The sequence below is a fragment of the Nocardia sp. NBC_00403 genome (genome assembly GCF_036046055.1).
In the GTDB taxonomy this organism is placed as follows: Bacteria; Actinomycetota; Actinomycetes; order Mycobacteriales; family Mycobacteriaceae; genus Nocardia.
Genome location: NZ_CP107939.1, coordinates 4,845,750 through 4,862,473, shown reverse-complemented (window position 1 = coordinate 4,862,473; position 16,724 = coordinate 4,845,750). Strand labels below are relative to the sequence as shown.

Annotated in this window: 16 protein-coding genes; 6 read left to right on the top strand and 10 right to left on the bottom strand. The window is 67.4% G+C overall.

What is annotated here, in order from left to right; translation table 11 throughout:
- Positions 1 to 102 precede the first annotated feature (102 nt).
- Both OHQ90_RS21570 and OHQ90_RS21565 read left to right on the top strand, forming a co-directional pair.
- Positions 103 to 768: a TetR/AcrR family transcriptional regulator gene (locus OHQ90_RS21570; RefSeq protein ID WP_328400182.1), complete on the top strand. Its 666-nt coding sequence runs from the start codon at positions 103 to 105 to the stop codon at positions 766 to 768.
- 391 nt (positions 769 to 1,159) lie between these two features.
- Positions 1,160 to 2,152, top strand: a complete 993-nt coding sequence (locus tag OHQ90_RS21565) for a zinc-binding dehydrogenase (RefSeq protein ID WP_328400180.1) — start codon at positions 1,160 to 1,162, stop codon at positions 2,150 to 2,152.
- Between the two features lie 90 nt (positions 2,153 to 2,242).
- Here the strand turns inward: OHQ90_RS21565 and OHQ90_RS21560 are convergent, their stop codons facing one another.
- Positions 2,243 to 2,920 (bottom strand): O-methyltransferase, encoded by a 678-nt coding sequence (locus OHQ90_RS21560; RefSeq protein WP_328400178.1) that lies wholly within the window; start codon positions 2,918 to 2,920, stop codon positions 2,243 to 2,245.
- A gap of 187 nt (positions 2,921 to 3,107) precedes the next feature.
- Here OHQ90_RS21560 and OHQ90_RS21555 point away from each other — a divergent pair, with 187 nt between their 5' ends.
- On the top strand, positions 3,108 to 3,956 hold the full coding sequence (locus OHQ90_RS21555; RefSeq protein ID WP_328400176.1) for an SGNH/GDSL hydrolase family protein: 849 nt from the start codon (positions 3,108 to 3,110) through the stop codon (positions 3,954 to 3,956).
- Between the two features lie 175 nt (positions 3,957 to 4,131).
- On the opposite strand, the gene OHQ90_RS21550 is transcribed toward OHQ90_RS21555, so the two are convergent.
- The 5 genes from OHQ90_RS21550 to OHQ90_RS21530 all read right to left on the bottom strand — a co-directional run bounded on the left by OHQ90_RS21550 (position 4,132) and on the right by OHQ90_RS21530 (position 7,705).
- A complete protein-coding gene (locus tag OHQ90_RS21550) occupies positions 4,132 to 4,695 on the bottom strand; it encodes a YbaB/EbfC family nucleoid-associated protein (protein WP_328400174.1) in 564 nt (187 codons plus the stop codon).
- Between the two features lie 133 nt (positions 4,696 to 4,828).
- Positions 4,829 to 6,550: an urease subunit alpha gene (locus OHQ90_RS21545; RefSeq protein WP_328400172.1), complete on the bottom strand. Its 1,722-nt coding sequence runs from the start codon at positions 6,548 to 6,550 to the stop codon at positions 4,829 to 4,831.
- Positions 6,551 to 6,606: 56 nt separating this feature from the next.
- Entirely contained in the window at positions 6,607 to 6,918 is a 312-nt protein-coding gene (locus tag OHQ90_RS21540) for an urease subunit beta (protein WP_328413007.1), read from the bottom strand.
- A gap of 5 nt (positions 6,919 to 6,923) precedes the next feature.
- The gene (locus OHQ90_RS21535) at positions 6,924 to 7,226 is read right to left on the bottom strand and encodes an urease subunit gamma (protein WP_328400170.1); all 303 of its coding nucleotides are present in this window, start codon (positions 7,224 to 7,226) and stop codon (positions 6,924 to 6,926) included.
- A gap of 80 nt (positions 7,227 to 7,306) precedes the next feature.
- Complete coding sequence (locus OHQ90_RS21530) at positions 7,307 to 7,705, bottom strand: PaaI family thioesterase (protein ID WP_328413005.1); 399 nt, start codon at positions 7,703 to 7,705, stop codon at positions 7,307 to 7,309.
- A 724-nt stretch (positions 7,706 to 8,429) separates the two neighbouring features.
- Between OHQ90_RS21530 and OHQ90_RS21525 the strand changes: the two genes are divergently transcribed.
- Positions 8,430 to 9,701, top strand: coding sequence for a metallophosphoesterase (locus OHQ90_RS21525; RefSeq protein ID WP_328400166.1), 1,272 nt, complete (start codon positions 8,430 to 8,432; stop codon positions 9,699 to 9,701).
- Between the two features lie 163 nt (positions 9,702 to 9,864).
- Here the strand turns inward: OHQ90_RS21525 and helR are convergent, their stop codons facing one another.
- From helR to OHQ90_RS21510, 3 genes are all read right to left on the bottom strand, one after another.
- Entirely contained in the window at positions 9,865 to 12,066 is a 2,202-nt protein-coding gene (helR, locus tag OHQ90_RS21520) for an RNA polymerase recycling motor ATPase HelR (protein ID WP_328400164.1), read from the bottom strand.
- Positions 12,067 to 12,104: 38 nt separating this feature from the next.
- A complete protein-coding gene (locus OHQ90_RS21515) occupies positions 12,105 to 13,340 on the bottom strand; it encodes a glycosyltransferase (RefSeq protein WP_328413003.1) in 1,236 nt (411 codons plus the stop codon).
- 223 nt (positions 13,341 to 13,563) lie between these two features.
- The gene (locus OHQ90_RS21510) at positions 13,564 to 14,085 is read right to left on the bottom strand and encodes a hypothetical protein (RefSeq protein ID WP_328400162.1); all 522 of its coding nucleotides are present in this window, start codon (positions 14,083 to 14,085) and stop codon (positions 13,564 to 13,566) included.
- Positions 14,086 to 14,313: 228 nt separating this feature from the next.
- Here OHQ90_RS21510 and OHQ90_RS21505 point away from each other — a divergent pair, with 228 nt between their 5' ends.
- Entirely contained in the window at positions 14,314 to 14,721 is a 408-nt protein-coding gene (locus OHQ90_RS21505) for a TIGR03668 family PPOX class F420-dependent oxidoreductase (protein ID WP_328413001.1), read from the top strand.
- Between the two features lie 34 nt (positions 14,722 to 14,755).
- Here OHQ90_RS21505 and OHQ90_RS21500 read toward each other — a convergent pair whose 3' ends face one another.
- The gene (locus tag OHQ90_RS21500; RefSeq protein ID WP_328400160.1) at positions 14,756 to 15,469 is read right to left on the bottom strand and encodes a hypothetical protein; all 714 of its coding nucleotides are present in this window, start codon (positions 15,467 to 15,469) and stop codon (positions 14,756 to 14,758) included.
- Positions 15,470 to 15,691: 222 nt separating this feature from the next.
- On the opposite strand from OHQ90_RS21500, the gene OHQ90_RS21495 reads away from it, so the two are divergent.
- Complete coding sequence (locus OHQ90_RS21495) at positions 15,692 to 16,696, top strand: FecCD family ABC transporter permease (RefSeq protein WP_328412999.1); 1,005 nt, start codon at positions 15,692 to 15,694, stop codon at positions 16,694 to 16,696.
- The last annotated feature ends 28 nt before the right edge of the window (positions 16,697 to 16,724 follow it).

Here is a 16,724-nt window from a genome sequence, read left to right as displayed (position 1 = left end):
TCCAACACCTCAGTCGATTCGATTCCCGTGTCGCGTACGCCGTACGCCCGAGCTCGGGTACAGTGTACGCAGCCGAGCCGGGAACTGGAAGCGAGTCATAGGATGACTGAGCCGAAGCTCACCAAATCCGCCATCGTCGACACCGCCATCACGTTGGCCGACACCGGCGGTTTGGATGCGCTGTCGATGCGCCACATCGCCGAGCGCATGGGCGTCGGCGCCATGTCGCTCTACCGGCACGTCGCGAACAAGGACGAGCTGCTCGCCGCAATGACCGACGAGGTCGCACGTCGCAATCCGTACCCGTCACCAGAGGGCAGGAACTGGACCTGGCGCGACCGGGTCCGCATCGCCGCCGAGATCGATTGGGCGCTCTACCAACAGCATCCGTGGGTGCTACTCACCTTCGCGATGCCCCGCTACAGCTTCGGCCCACAGAGCCTGGCATGTCTGGCGTGGCTCGTCGAGGGGCTGCGGGAGCTGAACGTCTCGGCCCGCGAGGCAACCACCATGGCCTTCACGGTGTGGAACTACATCTCCGGCGCAACCTTGCCACAGATCAGCGGCGCCCTGTTCGCCCGCGACGGAATCAACCCCGATGGAGACAACGGACTGCGCGCCTTGCTGCAAGGAAAGTCACAGCAGCCGGTTCCGCCCGCACTCGCCGAACTGGACGGCATCGGCGTGAGCGACCTGACCTCCGAGGACCTGCTCTACCTCGGACTGTCCGCACTCTGCGACGGCTTCGAGGCGCGCGCCAAGAGGTGACACTGCATGGCGGACGCCACCTGGTAGACCCTCGCCGGCACCCCCTTTTGCATGCACCATCGAGGCCCCGGTAGTAGTCACCCCCAGCTGCGCACACGTGTGCACCCACTCGAGAGCCGGCATCTTCGCCCCGCCTGCGCGCACTTCACTACCCGAGCAGGCGAACACGGACCCCTCCCCGTCCTTGCCGCGCCCGGCTCGGCCGGGCGTTGGGCGGGTTGCCGACAACCAAGTGCGTTGATGCGCATATCTACGTATGGTGATCAATTTGACCAACCTTGCCTGCCGCACACCGCCAGCTGCTCGTCGTCGCACGGCGCATGTGCAATTGACCTGAACCACGGTTGATGTTGAAGAGTGGGTCGCGACCACCCCGCGAACAGGAGTCCCCGTGCACGCCATCCAACTTCACGCCTTCGGCCCCGCCGAGAACCTCCGCTATGAGAAGGTCCCGGATCCAGAACCCGGACCGGGCCAAGTGCGCATTGCGGTGGCGGCAGCCGGTGTCCACATGATCGACACCGCCATCCGGAGCGGTGCGCAAGGCCCGGTCCCCCTCCCCGAATTGCCCACTGTCCCTGGGCGCGAGGTCGCCGGGACCGTCGACCAGATCGGTCCCGACGTCGACACCACATGGCTCGGCAAACAGGTCGTCGCGCATCTCGGCAATGTGCCCGGCGGCTACGCCGAGTTCGCCGTGACGGAAGCCGCTCGGCTGCAAGAGATTCCCGAGAATATCGATCCGGCGGCGGCGGTCGCCGTCATCGGCACCGGCCGCACCACCATGGGCATCCTGCAGTTCGCCGAGCTCGGCCCGGGCAGCGTTGCAGTGGTGACAGCCGCCGCGGGCGGCATCGGGACACTGCTGGTCCAGTACGCCCGGAACGCCGGGGCCACAGTGGTCGGGCTGGCCGGCGGGCCGGCGAAAGTCGATTTGGTGCAACGCAATGGCGCGGACATCGCCGTCGACTACACGCAGTCCGATTGGGTCGCGCAGGTCCGCGCACTGCTCGGCGACCGCAGTGCCACCATCCTTTTCGACTCGGTCGGCGGCGAAATCACCCGTGCCGCAGTAGATCTACTCGGCAAGGGGGGACAGCATCTCGTCTACGGCTGGTCCAGCAGAAAGCCCGGTGACCAGCCGTTCGCGTTCAGCGAGGAGGAGCTGGCCGAGCGTGGCATCAGTTCGCAAATGGTCATCGGACCACCGATGCTGCAGAGAGTCGGCGGCACCATCCGCATCCTCGAAGACCGCGCCCTCGCCGAGGCCGCCGCGGGCCGCCTGCGCCCGGCCGTCCAGCGCTTCGCGCTCGCCGACGCCGCGAAGGCCCACCGCGCACTGCAAACCCGCGCCACCGTCGGCAAAGTAGTCCTGATCCCCTGACCGCAACCCGCCTCGCGCGCGAACGGGACCTGACTGCGGCATCTTCCGAGAAGCCCTCCACCAGGTCCCGCTCGCGACGCTGCGACAGGGTTAGGCGGGTATTTGGGCGTTGACGACGGCGTAGACGAAGCCGTCCCAGCCTTTGGAACCCACCGTCTGCAGGACGGTTGCGTCCAGCTGCGGGTTGTTCGAAAGGAGATCGATCAGATCACGGCTGGCTTGGACCGCCGGTTCGGTGGAGGCCCCGTCGGCCACCGCACCGTTGCGGACCACATTATCGACGATGATCACCGAATCGGGGCGGGTCAACCGCAGCGCCCACTGGACGTAGTTCGAGTTGTTCACCTTGTCGGCGTCAATGAATACCAGGTCGAAAGGCTCAGGATCCTCGGCGGCCAGCGCCGGCAAGCTGTCGAGTGCGGCACCGACCCGGATGTCGACCTGATCGCCCACCCCGGCGCGGTTCACGTTCCCGCGCGCCACCTCGGCATGGCGGGGTTCGAATTCGAGGGTGACCACCAATCCCTTCTCCCCTACCGCACGAGCCAGCCAAATCGTGCTGTACCCGCCGAGTGTGCCGATCTCGAGCACCCGCCGCGCACCGATCGACCGCGCGACCAGGTGCAGAAATTTCCCTTGCGCGGCGGACACATCGATGGCGGGCAGCCCTTCGGCCGCGTTCGTCGCCAACGCCGCCGCCGTATCCCGGTCTCCCACCAGCCTGTCCACGAGATAGGTGTCAACATCGGCCCAGTCGAATGTCGTCATAGTCGCAGTCTGCCACCGCAACAGGATTGTCGCGGCTCGCGAACCCGGCCTGCCGATTTCGCGGCGCATGGTCTTGCGAGAGCCGCTGCGCAGCGAGTACCCTGCGTCACAATCGAGACTGATGCGTCTCACTTTCAAACCGGCCCGCCGTGGCGTTGCCGGAATCCGACCGATCGGGAGCACAGCCATGACAACCCGCCGGATCCGTTGGCCCGCTGCCGCAATCACCGCCGGCCTGTTCGCGCTCGCCTCGACATTCCTCACGCCCGCCGCCGCAGCGCCTGTCGACGGCGGTGCGGAGTACGTGGCGCTGGGCGATTCCGGCGCGGCAACGACCGGAGTACAGAACTTCGATACCAGCGCTCCACCACAATGCGCCCGCTCGACCACCAACACCCCGAAGCTGGTCGCCAAAGACCTCGGCCTCCGGCTGGACGACCGGACGTGCAGCTCGGCCAAGATCACCGATCTCACCAACTCCCAAGGCCCCGGCATCACACCGCAATTCGAGGCCCTCGGCCCCGACACCAGACTGGTGACCCTCCACATCGGCGCCAACGACGCCCAGATGACCAAGCACGTCGTCACCTGCCACCTGGCCGGGATCGTCGGCGGAGCCTGCGTCGACCCCGCATGGGACGCCGATATCGACGCCATCGCGGCACCGTATTCCGCTGCCTTGCAGCAAATTTCGAACCTCGCCCCGAAGGCCGCCATCTTCGTGGACGGCTGGCCCCTTTATGTCCGCGACGGGGGCTGCCCCGAACTCCCCGGCCTGCGCCCCGCCGACGCCCGCTACGTCCAGGCCGAATTCGACCGCCTCAACACCGTCGTTTCCCGCGAGGCAACCGCCCGATCGGCGACCTATATCGACACCAAATCCCAAGCCGTCGGCCACGATATGTGCGCCCCCACCGGAGTCCGCTGGTTCGACCCCGTGCTCGCCACCGAAACCCTTGTCCCCTACCACCCGACGCTGCAAGGTATGCGCGGCGTCGCCGACATCATTGTTCGGGCGATCCGCTCGGCACAGTGACATCGGCCGCAGGCGTTAGCCTGGTTCTGTCGGGCCGTCACCGCAGCCGCGAAGTCGGGTCGGCACGGATCACGACCGGCCAGCGTCTACGAGCCGGCCGACAACGGACGACAGTTCTCGCCCCCGCCAGCCGGATCCTCGGAATGTGTGGATCCGCGAGTTCAGCCGGACCGGCTCACTCCAACCAGGACTTGCGCTGGTAGTACAGGTCCTCTTCGCTGGGCTCGTCGGGGACGACGATATCGTCGCGGTTGGGCTTGCGCGTACCGGCAGGTGGGCGGCCCGACACCGACCCGGACGGTGATGATGGGGCGGCATCGAAGGTCGGCGACGGGGCGGGCGGCGGGGTGTACGAGGGCGGCGCGTCGGTCGGGTCGGGGTCCGGGAACTTCTCGGCATACTGACTGATGATCGCTTGCCCTGCGCCATCTGCACCGACGGCGTTGTGGATCAAGTCGGTGACCTGGGTGCGCAGTTTCGCCTGGGCGCGACGGGTGCAGGCCATGAGTTCGGTGGAGAGGACGGCGGGGTCCATGCCGCGCGAACTGGGGGCGAGGTAGATGCCGGTGGTGACACCGTTGGCATCGACGGTGACACTGACGCGCTTGTCCGCAGAGTTAGCCGTCACACTGACAGCGGCCATCCTGCCCTGCAGGTCCTGGTACTGCTGCGCTTTGCGCTCCAGATTCTCCGCCCACCGGGCCAGCTCATCGGCCGCGCCACTGAGATCGTTGCTCACCGATGTCGTCCCCTTCGCTATGCGCCCGACCGCGCCGCTGGATGGGAACGAACTCGGAACGCCCCCACTCTGATTCGCCCGACCTTACCTATGCGCGCGAGTGGTATGCAACCGACCGGTTACCGGGATCGGCTCAGAACAGGAAGTAGCGCTGCGCCATCGGCAGTTCGGTGGCGGGCTGCTCGGTCCAGACCTCGCCATCGATGCGGACGGTGAAAGTATCGGGGTCCACTTCGATCCGCGGCATGGCATCGTTGTGCGGCATATCGGCCTTGGTCCGCTTGCGAACGTTCTTGACGGGCAGCAGCTTTCGTCGCACATCGAGACGATCGGCGAGCCCGTCCTCGATCGCGTGTTCGGAGACGAAGTGCACGGAGGTGGACGCGACGACGGCGGCCGCGGCACCGAACATGGGACGCGGCAGCACCGGTTGCGGCGTCGGAATGGAGGCGTTGGCGTCGCCCATGGCCGCCCAGGCGATCATGCCGCCTTTGAGCACCGCGTGCGGACGGACACCGAAGAAGGCGGGGTCCCAGAGAACCAGGTCGGCGAGCTTGCCGACTTCCACCGAGCCGATCTCGTCCTCGAGGCCGTGGGCGATCGCGGGGCAGATGGTGTACTTCGCGATGTAGCGCTGGACGCGGACATTGTCGGCAGTGCCGTCGCCGGGCAGCGCGCCACGGCGACGTTTCATCACATGCGCGGTCTGCCAGGTGCGCATGACGACCTCGCCGATGCGGCCCATGGCTTGCGAATCACTGCCGATCATGGATATCGCGCCGAGGTCGTGCAGGAGATCCTCGGCGGCGATGGTGGATGGACGAATGCGGCTCTCTGCGAAGGCGAGATCCTCCGGAATGGAGGCACTGAGGTGATGGCACACCATCAGCATGTCCAAATGCTCGTCGAGAGTATTGACGGTGTGTGGTCGAGTCGGATTGGTGGAGCTGGGCAGCACGTTGAGATGGGAAGCGACGGTGATGATGTCGGGCGCGTGGCCGCCGCCCGCGCCCTCGGTGTGATAGGCGTGGATGCCGCGGCCCGCAATGGCGGCGAGCGTGTCTTCGACGAAGCCCGCCTCGTTCAACGTGTCCGAATGCAAGGCGACCTGGACCCCCGCCGCGTCGGCGACGGTGAGGCAGGCATCGATGGCAGCCGGGGTGGAGCCCCAATCCTCGTGCAGCTTGAAACCCGAAGCGCCGCCGCGCAATTGCTCCCACATCGATTCGGCGCTGACAGTGTTGCCCTTGCCGAGCAGCACAATGTTCATCGGCCAGCCGTCGGTGGCCTCCAGCATGCGCGCCAGATGCCAGGACCCCGGCGTCACTGTGGTCGCCTTGCTGCCCTCGGCGGGGCCGGTGCCGCCGCCGATCAGCGTGGTGATGCCGCCGCCGAGCGCCTCGTCCATCAGCTGCGGGCAGATGAAGTGCACGTGGCAGTCGATGGCGCCCGCAGTGACGATCCGGCCGTTGCCTGCGATGATCTCGGTGGACGGTCCGACCACCAGATCGGGATGCACCCCTGACATGGTTTCGGGGTTGCCCGCCTTGCCGATGGCACAGATCCGACCGTCGCGAATACCGATGTCGGCCTTGATGATTCCCCAGTGGTCGACGATGACCGCACCGGTGATCACGGTGTCCGGCGTCCCCTCGGCGCGGGTGGCACGGGCCTGCCCCATGGATTCGCGCAGCACCTTGCCGCCGCCGAACACCGCCTCGTCGCCCGCCCGTCCAGGGCCGCCGCTACGGTCCTCGGTGATCTCGATCAGCAGATCGGTGTCGGCGAGGCGAATCCGGTCACCGGCGGTGGGTCCGTACAGCTCGGCATAGCGAGCCCGGCTCAGTTCACCCATCGCGTCCTACCTTCCGGAATACGGCATCGCACACGTCGAGCCCGCACGGCGTCGCGCTAGTCATCGAGGCGGCCGGGCGGGGACGGGCTGATGCCGTAGACCTCACGGGTGCCGCCGAGCGGCACCAGCGAGACACGTTGCCCGAGGCCGGGTTCGAAGCGAACGGCTGTCCCGGCTGGTATGTCGAGCCGACGCCCGTGCGCGGCGGCCCTATCGAACCACAATGCGGCATTGGCCTGCGGGAAATGCACATGACTGCCGACCTGGACCGGTCGGTCGCCGGCATTGACGACGTCGAGCTCGATGCGGTCCGCGCCTGCGTTCAGTTCGATAGTGCCTTCGGCACAGAGGTATTCGCCGGGAATCATGGCGCTCACCCGATCGGGTGGTGGACAGTGACGAGCTTGGTTCCATCCGGGAAGGTGGCCTCGACCTGCACATCATGGATCATCTCAGGAACACCCTCCATGACATCGGCACGCGCGAGAACCGTTCGCCCCGACGACATCAGCTCCGCGACCGATCGCCCGTCCCGCGCGCCCTCCAGCACATGGTCGGTGATCAACGCGATCGCCTCGGGATGGTTCAGTTTGAGCCCGCGGGCCTGCCGACGCCGGGCCAGCTCGGCCGCGTAGCTCAACAGCAGCCGTTCCTGCTCGTGCGGCGAAAGACGCATACGGGCTCCTCAGCTGGGCGGATCGATGGGTGACGGCCATTCTGGCACGGTCGATCCGACCATGCCCGACGAGCGACCCGTCAGTCCCGCGCGGGCAGGTTCTGCAGGCGGACCTGCCCACGTGCCACCGTGCGACCGGCGTCGTCGGTGAGCACCACCTGCCAGAGCTGCTGCAGTCGACCGCGGTGCAGCGGCGTCGATTCGCCGTAGACTTTGCCCGCACGGACCGCGCGCAGGAAGTCGGTGCTGTTGTTGACACCGACGACGGTCCCCTCATTACCCTGCGCGGCGAACCAGACACCGGCGCCGACGCTCGCAAGCGTTTCGACGATGGTGCAGTACACGCCACCATTGATGATCCCGGCCAGCTGGAGCAGCTGTGGACCCGCCGTCAGTTGACCGCGCACGACGTCCGGGGTCACCTCGGTGAACTCGAGGCCGATCAGATCGGTGAAGGAGCCCTTGCTGAGCTCGGTCATTTGCTCGGGCGTGACATCGGCCAGCGATTCGATCGCGGTCGCATTTTGCTGCGTCATACGTTCACCTTTACACCACACAAATGCGGCGACCCTGCCGGGGCGTGCGGGGCGCACGTTCCCACGAGGGTTTACCGCCCGGCCGCGTGCCAGTTGTCGACGAGATGATCCGGGGTTTCCGTCGCCTCCAACCCGCCATGCGCCACACCAGTTGCCAAGTTAGGTAAGCCTGACCTATACTAACTTCGGCGTTCGGATCGAGCGAGCCCCGAGGGCTGCGGCGGCCCCGATCCTCTGCCGGCGGCGGGTTTCAGATGGCAACCACCTGAAACCCGCCGCCCTCTCTTCGCACCGAGAGCTTCTCCCCCAGCACGCTTGCGCGGGACAGCCCTCGAATGGAATCCCGGCAACGCATTTCGCCGATCCTCGAGGCAACATCAGCCGATGGTTCGATCTTCGTGGAAACCGAAACCCAGTGAGCCCGAGGGGCGCGTACACCCGCCTCGCTGCGCAAAGAGCTACAGCGTGGTGCCGGGTACACACGTCAATGGACTGCCTTGGTCGGGCACCTCCGCGACCGCATTTGCCTCGCCACGCTGGATATGTTGCAGAACAACGTGATCCGCCGGGACGAGTGGCGATAGCGGGCTGCGACGCCGCCGTGGCAGCGCCACGGGAAGCCACTTGGTTCGGCTCGTCGAACTTCGCCTCGACATAGAGTGAGGCCGTGGGCGTCGTGTTCGTTGTCGTGATGTTGGTTGTCGCAGGACTCGTTGTTGTGGGGATGTTCGGCGGGCTGCACTGGTATCTGTGGCGGCGGCTCGTGCGAGATACGACGGTGCGCTGGTCGATCGCCCGCCGAGCGGGTACCGGGGTGATCATCGCGGGGCCGGCGCTGTTGGTCGGTGCGTTCGTGGCCGAATCGGCCGGGATTCCGTTCCTGATCATCCAGATCATCGCCTGGCCCGGCTATATGTGGGGGGCGCTGTTGGTCTATCTCGTGCTGTGGCTGCTGGTGAGCGAGCTGGTCCGGCCGCTGTTCCGACGGTGGATCACCCGCGCGAACAGCTCCGCGACGATGGTCCCGGCACCCCAGCACGTAGTGGTTCCCGCAACCGGGGTATCCGACGCCGCGACGCGAGATCGCCGGAAGCAGCAGGAAGATCCCGCGCCGGTTTCGCGGCGGCTCTTCGTTTCTCGTGCGGCGAGCGGTGCGGCGGCGCTGGCGGCGGTGACCACCGTCGGCTATGGCAGCTACGGCGTGCTGACCGGTCCGCGGGTAAAGCAGTTGACGGTGCCGCTGGCCAATCTGCCGCGCGCCGCGCACGGATTCCGGATCGCCGTGGTCAGCGATATTCATCTCGGTCCGATTCTGGGCCGCGGGTTCGCCGAGCGGGTGGTCCAGACGATCAACGGCACACAGCCGGATCTTATTGCCGTGGTCGGCGATCTGGTCGACGGTAGCGTCGAACACCTGCGGTCAGCGGTCGAACCGCTGTCGCGGCTACACGCGAGACATGGCGCCTATTTCGTCACCGGCAACCACGAATACTTCTCCGGCGCCGAACAATGGACCGAGCACGTGCAGGAACTCGGACTGCACCTGCTGGCGAACAGCCGCGCCGAACTGCCACATTTCGACCTCGCAGGCGTCAACGATATTCAGGGTGCACGCATCGGGCAGGGGCCGGATTTCGTCGCGGCGCTCGGAAACCGTGATCTCGCGCGTACCGCGGTGCTGCTGGCACATCAGCCGGTGCAGATTCACGACGCGGTCGAGTTCGGCGTCGATCTGCAGCTGTCCGGCCACACCCACGGCGGCCAGATGTGGCCGGGCAATTTCCTTGCCGGCCTGGCCAATCCAACCGTCGCCGGTCTGGAACGCTACGGCGACACCCAGCTCTACGTCACCCGTGGCGCGGGCGCGTGGGGACCTCCGGTCCGTGTGGGCGCCCCCTCCGATATCACCGTGATCGAGCTCGCGTCGAAACAGGCGTGACGATCCAGGAACCCGGGAAAGTCCAGCCGTCTGGCCGCACTCATTTCAGCTGTACCCCTGCCCTACTCCGTACCGCCGCGGCGGCGCAACTGCTGGACACGCTGCGCGCGGACTGAGGGCATCGGTCCGACCGTGAGGTGGGCGGGCTGTCCCGCCCACCTCGCTACACCGACTGTTGATTCCCGGCCGGGACGGGTGTCCCGGTTTCGGCGAGTCCGGTCAGGGCCTGCGGCAATGGGCCCTGGTGCAGCACGCCGAGGCGTTGGGTGGCACGGGTGAGGGCGACATAGAGCTCGGCCGCGCCGCGTGGGCCGTCGGCGAGGATCCGTTCTGGTTCCACGACCAGGACGGCGTCGAACTCCAAGCCCTTCGTCTCCGACGCCGCCACCGCGCCCGGCACACCCGGTGGCCCGATCACGACGCTGGTGCCTTCGCGACCGGCTTCCTCCCGTACGAATTCCTCGATGGCAGTGGGCAATTCGTCCTCGGCGACCCGCCTGGACCATGGCTGGAGGCCGCACGCGCGGACCGACTCCGGTGGCTTGACCCCGGGCGCGAACTCGGCGAGCAGCGCGGCGGCGACGGTCATGATCTCCGCCGGGGTGCGGTAGTTCACCGACAGCGACCGGTAGGCCCAGCGGCCGGGCACGTACGGCTCCAGCATCGTGTCCCACGAGGTCGCTCCGGCCACCGACCGGCGTTGGGCGAGATCGCCCACCACCGTGAAGGATCGGCCCGGGCAACGCCGCATCAGCACCCGCCAGTCCATTTCGGACAGTTCTTGGGCCTCGTCTATCACGACGTGCCGGTAGGTCCAGTCCCGGTCCGCGGCAGCGCGTTCGGCGAGTTCCCGGGTGTCGCGCTCGAGGAAGCGATCCGCCAGGTCCTCGGCGTACAGCAGGTCCTGGGCGAGCAGATGGTCCTCGTCGTCCATCAGGTCCTCGCGGCTGATCATGATGTCCAGCACGCCGGCTGCATACTCGGCCTCGGCTTTCCGTTCCCGCTCGGCGCTCTGGTCGGCGGGCTTGTCACGGCCGAGCAGGTCGACCAGTTCGTCGAGCAGCGGCACGTCCGACACCGTCCAGGCGTCGCCGTCGGCGCGCAACAGCGCCGGGTCGGCGCCTGCCGCGCGCAGCCGCTCGGGAGACGTGTACAGCTGTGCCAGAAGTGTTTCCGGCGTCAGAATCGGCCAGAATTCGTCGAGCGCGGCGGTGAAGGTGTCGTGGTCCGCGAGCTCCTCGACCAGGTCCTCCCGCAACTGCTCCCATGCTTCGCGGTCCGCCCGGGTCAGCCAGCCTCGGCCGATCCGGGCTATCGCCCGTTCGGTGAGCGCCCACGTGACGATCTCGCGGAACACCGCGCGGGATTCGTTGTGCGGCAGCCCACTCGCGCGCGCCTCGGTCCTGGCCCACTCCGCGGTCTCGGCGTCGATCCGCACCGTGACGTCCGTCAGTTCGATCGTCACCGGATCCTCGGGCAGTCGCTGGCGATCGGCGACCGCCGCCGCGAGCACATCCAGGATCTGCAGCGAGCCCTTGAGCCGCGCGGCTTGCGGGGTGTCCTCGGAGGTGACGCGCAGCCCGGGCACGAGGTCGCCGGTGGTCGTGAACACCACGTTGGTCTCGCCCAGCGACGGCAGTACGCGGGCGATGTGGTTCAGGAACGCCGGGTTGGGCCCGACCACGAGCACACCCTGGCGTTCCATCCGCTCCCGTTGGGTGTAAAGCAGGTACGCAACGCGGTGCAGTGCCACCACGGTCTTCCCGGTGCCCGGACCACCCTCGATCACCAGCACCCCGGGGTGATCGAGCCGGATGATCTCGTCCTGCTCGGCCTGGATCGTCGCCACGATGTCGCCCATCCCGTCACCGCGCGGCGCGTTGACCGCCGCGAGCAGGGCTGCGTCCCCTCCCTCGCCACCACTGGGGCGGCCGAGCACATCGTCGGTGAAATCGACCACACGACGCGCGCGTGTGTGGAACTGGCGGCGCCGACGCATGTTCTCCGGGGTTGCGGCGGTGGCGACATAGAACGCCCGCGCCGCCGGCGCCCGCCAATCGAGGAGCACCGGTTCGAACTCGTTCTCCTCATCGAAAAGGCCGATCCGGCCGATGTAGGAATGTTCGCCCGAAAGAGTGTCCAACCGACCGAAACACAGCCCGTTGTCGGCCACATCCAGCCGCTTCACCTCCTTGGCCAGCGCGCGCACCTCGACTTCCCGTTCCATCGGTGTCCCGCCGTTTCCCCGCAACGCCGCGCTGTACTTACCCTTCGCTCGCGCGCGCTCGGCGTCGAGCCGCGTGTAGAGCCCGGCCACGTAGCTCCGCTCGGACTGCAATTCTGCTTCGTACCCTCGAGTTGACATGTGCCCCTTACTTTTCCGGCTCGACGACCCCACGTGGTTCATGCGGATACCGGCGGTCTTTCTCGGCTGACCGCGTCGAGCAGCAGAGTCGCGCCCACCGTCGCCCCGTCGGTGCGAATCGCGCCGGCCACCGTGGTCGCTCGTGCGCGGGTCTCGGAGGTCAAAGCCGTCGCGAGCGCGGCCGACAGGGACTCGGTGGTCGGAGTCGGACCGTCGTGTTGCGCGCCGATGCCCAGGTCGGCCACCCGGCCGGCCCAGTACGGCTGGTCCGCCGCCTGTGGTACCACCACCTGAGGCGCGCCGGCCCGGGTGGCCGTCGTCGTGGTGCCCGCGCCGCCGTGGTGCACGACGGCGGCCACCCGGCCGAACAGTGCCTGGTGGTTGACCTCGCCGACAACGAAACAATCGTCCCGATCGTCGATCAGGCCCATGTCCGCCCAACCGCGGGCGACGAGTGCGCGACGGCCCTGCGCGCGGATCGCCTCGATGGTCACCTCGGCGATGTCCTTCGAGGCGCGCATGGGCATGCTGCCGAAGCCTGCGTACACCGGTGGTGCGCCGGCGTCCAGGAACGCCACCAGTTCGTCCGGGAGTGGGCGAACGTCGGGCAGGATCCACGCGCCGGTCTGCACTACGTCGAGGTCCGGCGTCTCCTGCCACGGGTCCAGGGTCGGGTCCGTCGCCAGCCACGGCTGGTCACCGATGACGTAGTCGCGAACGTTGTCCACCGGGGGCAGGCCGATCGACGCCCGGTTGGTGTTGAGCGCCGCACCGAACAGGGCGTTGCCGCTTTGGGCGTCCAGGTCCCACAGCACCCGGTTGTCGGTCACCTCCGGCGGGAACGGCCGGCCCGCATACGCCAGCGGCGGGTGGTGCGGCGACGGCAGTGTGAGCTGCTGGAAAGTCACGGACACGGAGCGGATGCCCAGCTTCTCGGCCACCGAGAGCGCGCCGGCCGCGGCAGGCAACATGCCGGTCGCCACCAGAGCGTCGCATCCCGCGGCCGCCGCGGCGACCGCCTCGAACTGGCCGGCGATCAGCTCGGCCGCGCGCTGGGGCAGGGACGACGACGACGGCGCCGCAGTCGTCAGCGCGCGCGCCGACCGGCCGACCGGCACCATCGGCACGCCGACACCGGCCAGCCGCTGCGCGAAGTCCTCGTCCGGCGGCGCGCACACCCGCACCTCTGCGCCGTGTGCCCGCAACTGCACCGCGAGTCCCACCAGCGGTTCGACGTCCCCGCGCGACCCATAGGTCGACAACACCACACGCAATTTCACGACTCCCATTTCCGCGGGTTTTGGCCTCGGCCGGCAATTCTGCGGCACGACCCGGGTCTTGCCGCAAGCCCCCCGGTGCGTTATAAGTTGAGAGTGGAAGGAGTGGGTAACCTCCCTTCTCTTTATGAGCGTGAGCCCGCGGACGCGTCGGCGGCCGACGGTCCGCGCCGACCGAATTGCAGGTCCCCGCAGGGCCGACTCGCCGCGGGCGACCGGGTCATACCTTGGGGCGCACCACACGGCGCTCATCGTGATCGTCGAGCAGCTGCAATCCCTCCATCAGCGCCACACCGATGCGAAATTCCTCGGTCCACCACTTGGCCGACCGGATCGGCAGACCGCGCGGCCGATACTTCCGCATGATCTCGACGTGGTAAGGCAGGCCCATGAACTTCGCCAATCCCCTGTCATCCGCCCAGATCGACAGCGACCCGACCTGACGGTGTGCGGGTCGGAAATAGGTCAGCACGCCGACCGCGCCGTCGATCATCGCCAGCTGATCACCCAACCGCTCCGAGGCACGCCAGATGGCCGGAACGTCGGTCACCTGCGTGGTCGTGTATTGGGTCATGCTGATCATGAACGGGCCACCGGCTCGGGCCGCGGCTCCGGATTTCCATCTGCTGTTGAGCACCAGGTCGGCCAGCGACGAACCGGGCGCGCGGTGCCGACGCCAGGTTTGCCACGGCAGCCTGCGGTCGTCGAGGAGGTCTCTCCACAGAGGTCGTGTATTTCCCATTGATGGTCAGGGGCGATAGATCGGGGACGCACCCTGCACGGCGCGAACCCGCATGCCCCGTCCTCCTTACTTATCCAGAGACTGAATTGATATACATGTGCATACGATATGCACCTGCTTATCATTAGTCAATGGGCCGACACGGACAGGTGTGGCAGCATGAACAACTCCCGCTCGCCTGCATACTTACTGTGGACACCGCGCCAATTCGAGGAGGCCGGCGTGCGACTGAGTCCCGACGAAGCACGCAGACGGTTCGCGACCAGCCCCGTCGCACGACTGGCGACCGCGTCGAGGTCCGGCCTGCCACACATCGTTCCGATTGTGTTCATCCTGGTCGACGATGTCGTCTACACCAGTGTCGACGCGAAGCCCAAAACGTCCACGAAGTTGCGACGGTTGGCGAACATCGCGGCCAATCCGGCAGTCAGCGTGCTCGCCGACCGCTATGACGACGACTGGACCCAGTTGTGGTGGGCGCGCGCCGACGGCAACGCCCGTATCGTCGGCTCCGACGAGGAGCGAATGGCGAAGCGCCAGTTGACCGCACGCTATCCCGACTACACGAAACAGCCACCGCCGGGACCGGTGATCGCCGTCGATGTCCACCGCTGGTCGGGATGGAGCTCGAGCTGACGCCCGATGCGCTGCACAGTGCTGCCATTTCGGGCTACCTGACCAGGCAACCCGCCGTTCGACGCACCGGCAGGCCGCGCTCCTCGAATGCCATGAGCAGCCCCTGACCACGCTGTGCGCCGACCAGCGCATCCCTGCGCGCCAGGTCCGGCACGTAAGTCGCTGCGCCGATGACGGATTCGCCGACCAACGACCAGAAGCGGCGGGCGCTCAGGGCCGAACAGCGCGCGAGGCTGTACTGGATCATCGTCAGCGACGGCTCGCACCGGTGCGCCAGCCAGACGTACATCGCGCGCTCGCACGGCAGCGTCACCACACCGGGCTGTCCAACCAGCCGGTCACCGTCGAGCACGCGAATGGTGGTGTCCACCAGGCCTGCCCAATCGATGCCACCATCGTTGTCGGTGTGGATCCAGAGGTTCTCCAGCCCCGGATCCCAGGCCCGCCCCTCGAAGACAAGCAGCGCGACCACCCGGCCGATCACCGCATGGATCAGGGCGGTCGCCACTACCTCGGCGGCAGTGTCCGCGCTGATCATCTCTGCCGCGTGGCGGCGGTACATCAGCTCGATCCGCCCCTCCCGCAATCCATCCGAGAGCCGCCACCATCGACGTTTGCTCTGCTCGGACATTGCGGCCACCGCGTAGACGCGCGGATGTTCCGGTTGCAGTGCGCGAAGCCGGTTACACACGCGTCCGAATTCCACGTGGGAGCGGCGGGCCGTGTAGGTCATCACTGGCTCGGGCATCGAACCTCCTCGGGGTCGGCTCCATCATGGGTCTATAGCGGAAGATAGGTTAGGCTTACCAGACTTCGCAACCCGCGCGAGATACAGAGTCAGGAGTAGTTCGTCGCCGTGACGGCATCAGGCACCGCCGCGCCGAAGGCGGCACGATCGAAAACTGCGCAACAGGCGCGGACACGCAGCACCGGACCGCAGGCGAAAACCTCGCGGCGTCGGTGGCTCGGACTGCTCCTGCTGACGGCTGTGCTGCTGGCCGCCGCGGTGGCCGGCATCGCGATCGGGACCCGCACGCTCTCGCCCGGCACTGTCTATGCCGCGATGCACGACGCACTCACCTGCCCGGTCGGCCCCTTCCACTGCCAGGCCGGATCGACGGCCGAAGAGATCGTGCGCGGGCTTCGATTGCCCCGCACCGCGCTCGCGCTTGCCTGTGGACTGGCACTCGGCATCGCCGGTGCGCTGATCCAGGGCTACACCCGCAACCCGCTCGCCGACGCCGGGATGCTCGGCCTCAATGCGGGCGCCGCATTTCTTGCGGCCCTGAGCGTCTACCTCTTCGCCTTCACCGCGCCCGAGCAGTACATCTGGTTCGCCTTCGCCGGGGCGCTGATCGCCGGGCTGGTGGTGTTCACGGTGTCGTCCATCGGCGGCGGGAAGGCGAGCCCGCTGAGCCTGGTGCTGGCCGGCGCGGCGGTGACCGCATTCCTGCAGGCAATGACGAATACCGTTGTATTGCTGGACACCACGGCGCTGGACACGTATCGGTTCTGGGTAGTCGGCAGCGTGAGCGGGCGCGACGCGGAAGTGTTCTGGCAGGTGTTGCCGTTCCTGGCGGTCGGTCTCGTGCTGGCGGTGGCGGCATCGCCGGGATTGAACCTGCTCAGCCTCGGCGACGAGGTCGCCCGCGGGCTCGGTGTCGATATCGGGCGCAGCCGGGCGCTGGGGCTGGCCGCGATCGTCCTGCTGTGCGGAGCCGCGACCGCCGCCGTCGGGCCCATTGCCTTTCTCGGATTGGTAGTGCCCCATCTGGCCCGAGTGTTCACCGGACCCGACTACCGCTGGTTGATCCCGTACTCCGGCTTGTTCGGCGCGTTGCTGCTGCTGATTGCCGATATCGTCGGACGCGTCGTGGCAAGGCCCGGCGAGCTCGAGGTCGGTGTCACCCTCGCCGCGATCGGCGCACCGTGCTTCATTCTGCTCGTGCGACGCCGAAAGCTGGTGAACCTGTGATGCTTTCCTCGAACACGCTCGCCACGAC

Excerpts from the sequence above, each read along its gene's own strand:
- OHQ90_RS21570 (WP_328400182.1), top strand. The coding sequence starts at position 103 with ATGACTGAGCCGAAGCTCACCAAATCCGCCATCGTCGACACCGCCATC.
- OHQ90_RS21560 (WP_328400178.1), bottom strand. The coding sequence starts at position 2,920 with ATGACGACATTCGACTGGGCCGATGTTGACACCTATCTCGTGGACAGG.
- OHQ90_RS21555 (WP_328400176.1), top strand. The coding sequence starts at position 3,108 with ATGACAACCCGCCGGATCCGTTGGCCCGCTGCCGCAATCACCGCCGGC.
- OHQ90_RS21545 (WP_328400172.1), bottom strand. The coding sequence starts at position 6,550 with ATGGGTGAACTGAGCCGGGCTCGCTATGCCGAGCTGTACGGACCCACC.
- OHQ90_RS21540 (WP_328413007.1), bottom strand. The coding sequence starts at position 6,918 with ATGATTCCCGGCGAATACCTCTGTGCCGAAGGCACTATCGAACTGAAC.
- OHQ90_RS21535 (WP_328400170.1), bottom strand. The coding sequence starts at position 7,226 with ATGCGTCTTTCGCCGCACGAGCAGGAACGGCTGCTGTTGAGCTACGCG.
- OHQ90_RS21530 (WP_328413005.1), bottom strand. The coding sequence starts at position 7,705 with ATGACCGAGCTCAGCAAGGGCTCCTTCACCGATCTGATCGGCCTCGAG.
- helR (WP_328400164.1), bottom strand. The coding sequence starts at position 12,066 with ATGTCAACTCGAGGGTACGAAGCAGAATTGCAGTCCGAGCGGAGCTAC.
- OHQ90_RS21510 (WP_328400162.1), bottom strand. The coding sequence starts at position 14,085 with ATGGGAAATACACGACCTCTGTGGAGAGACCTCCTCGACGACCGCAGG.
- OHQ90_RS21500 (WP_328400160.1), bottom strand. The coding sequence starts at position 15,469 with ATGCCCGAGCCAGTGATGACCTACACGGCCCGCCGCTCCCACGTGGAA.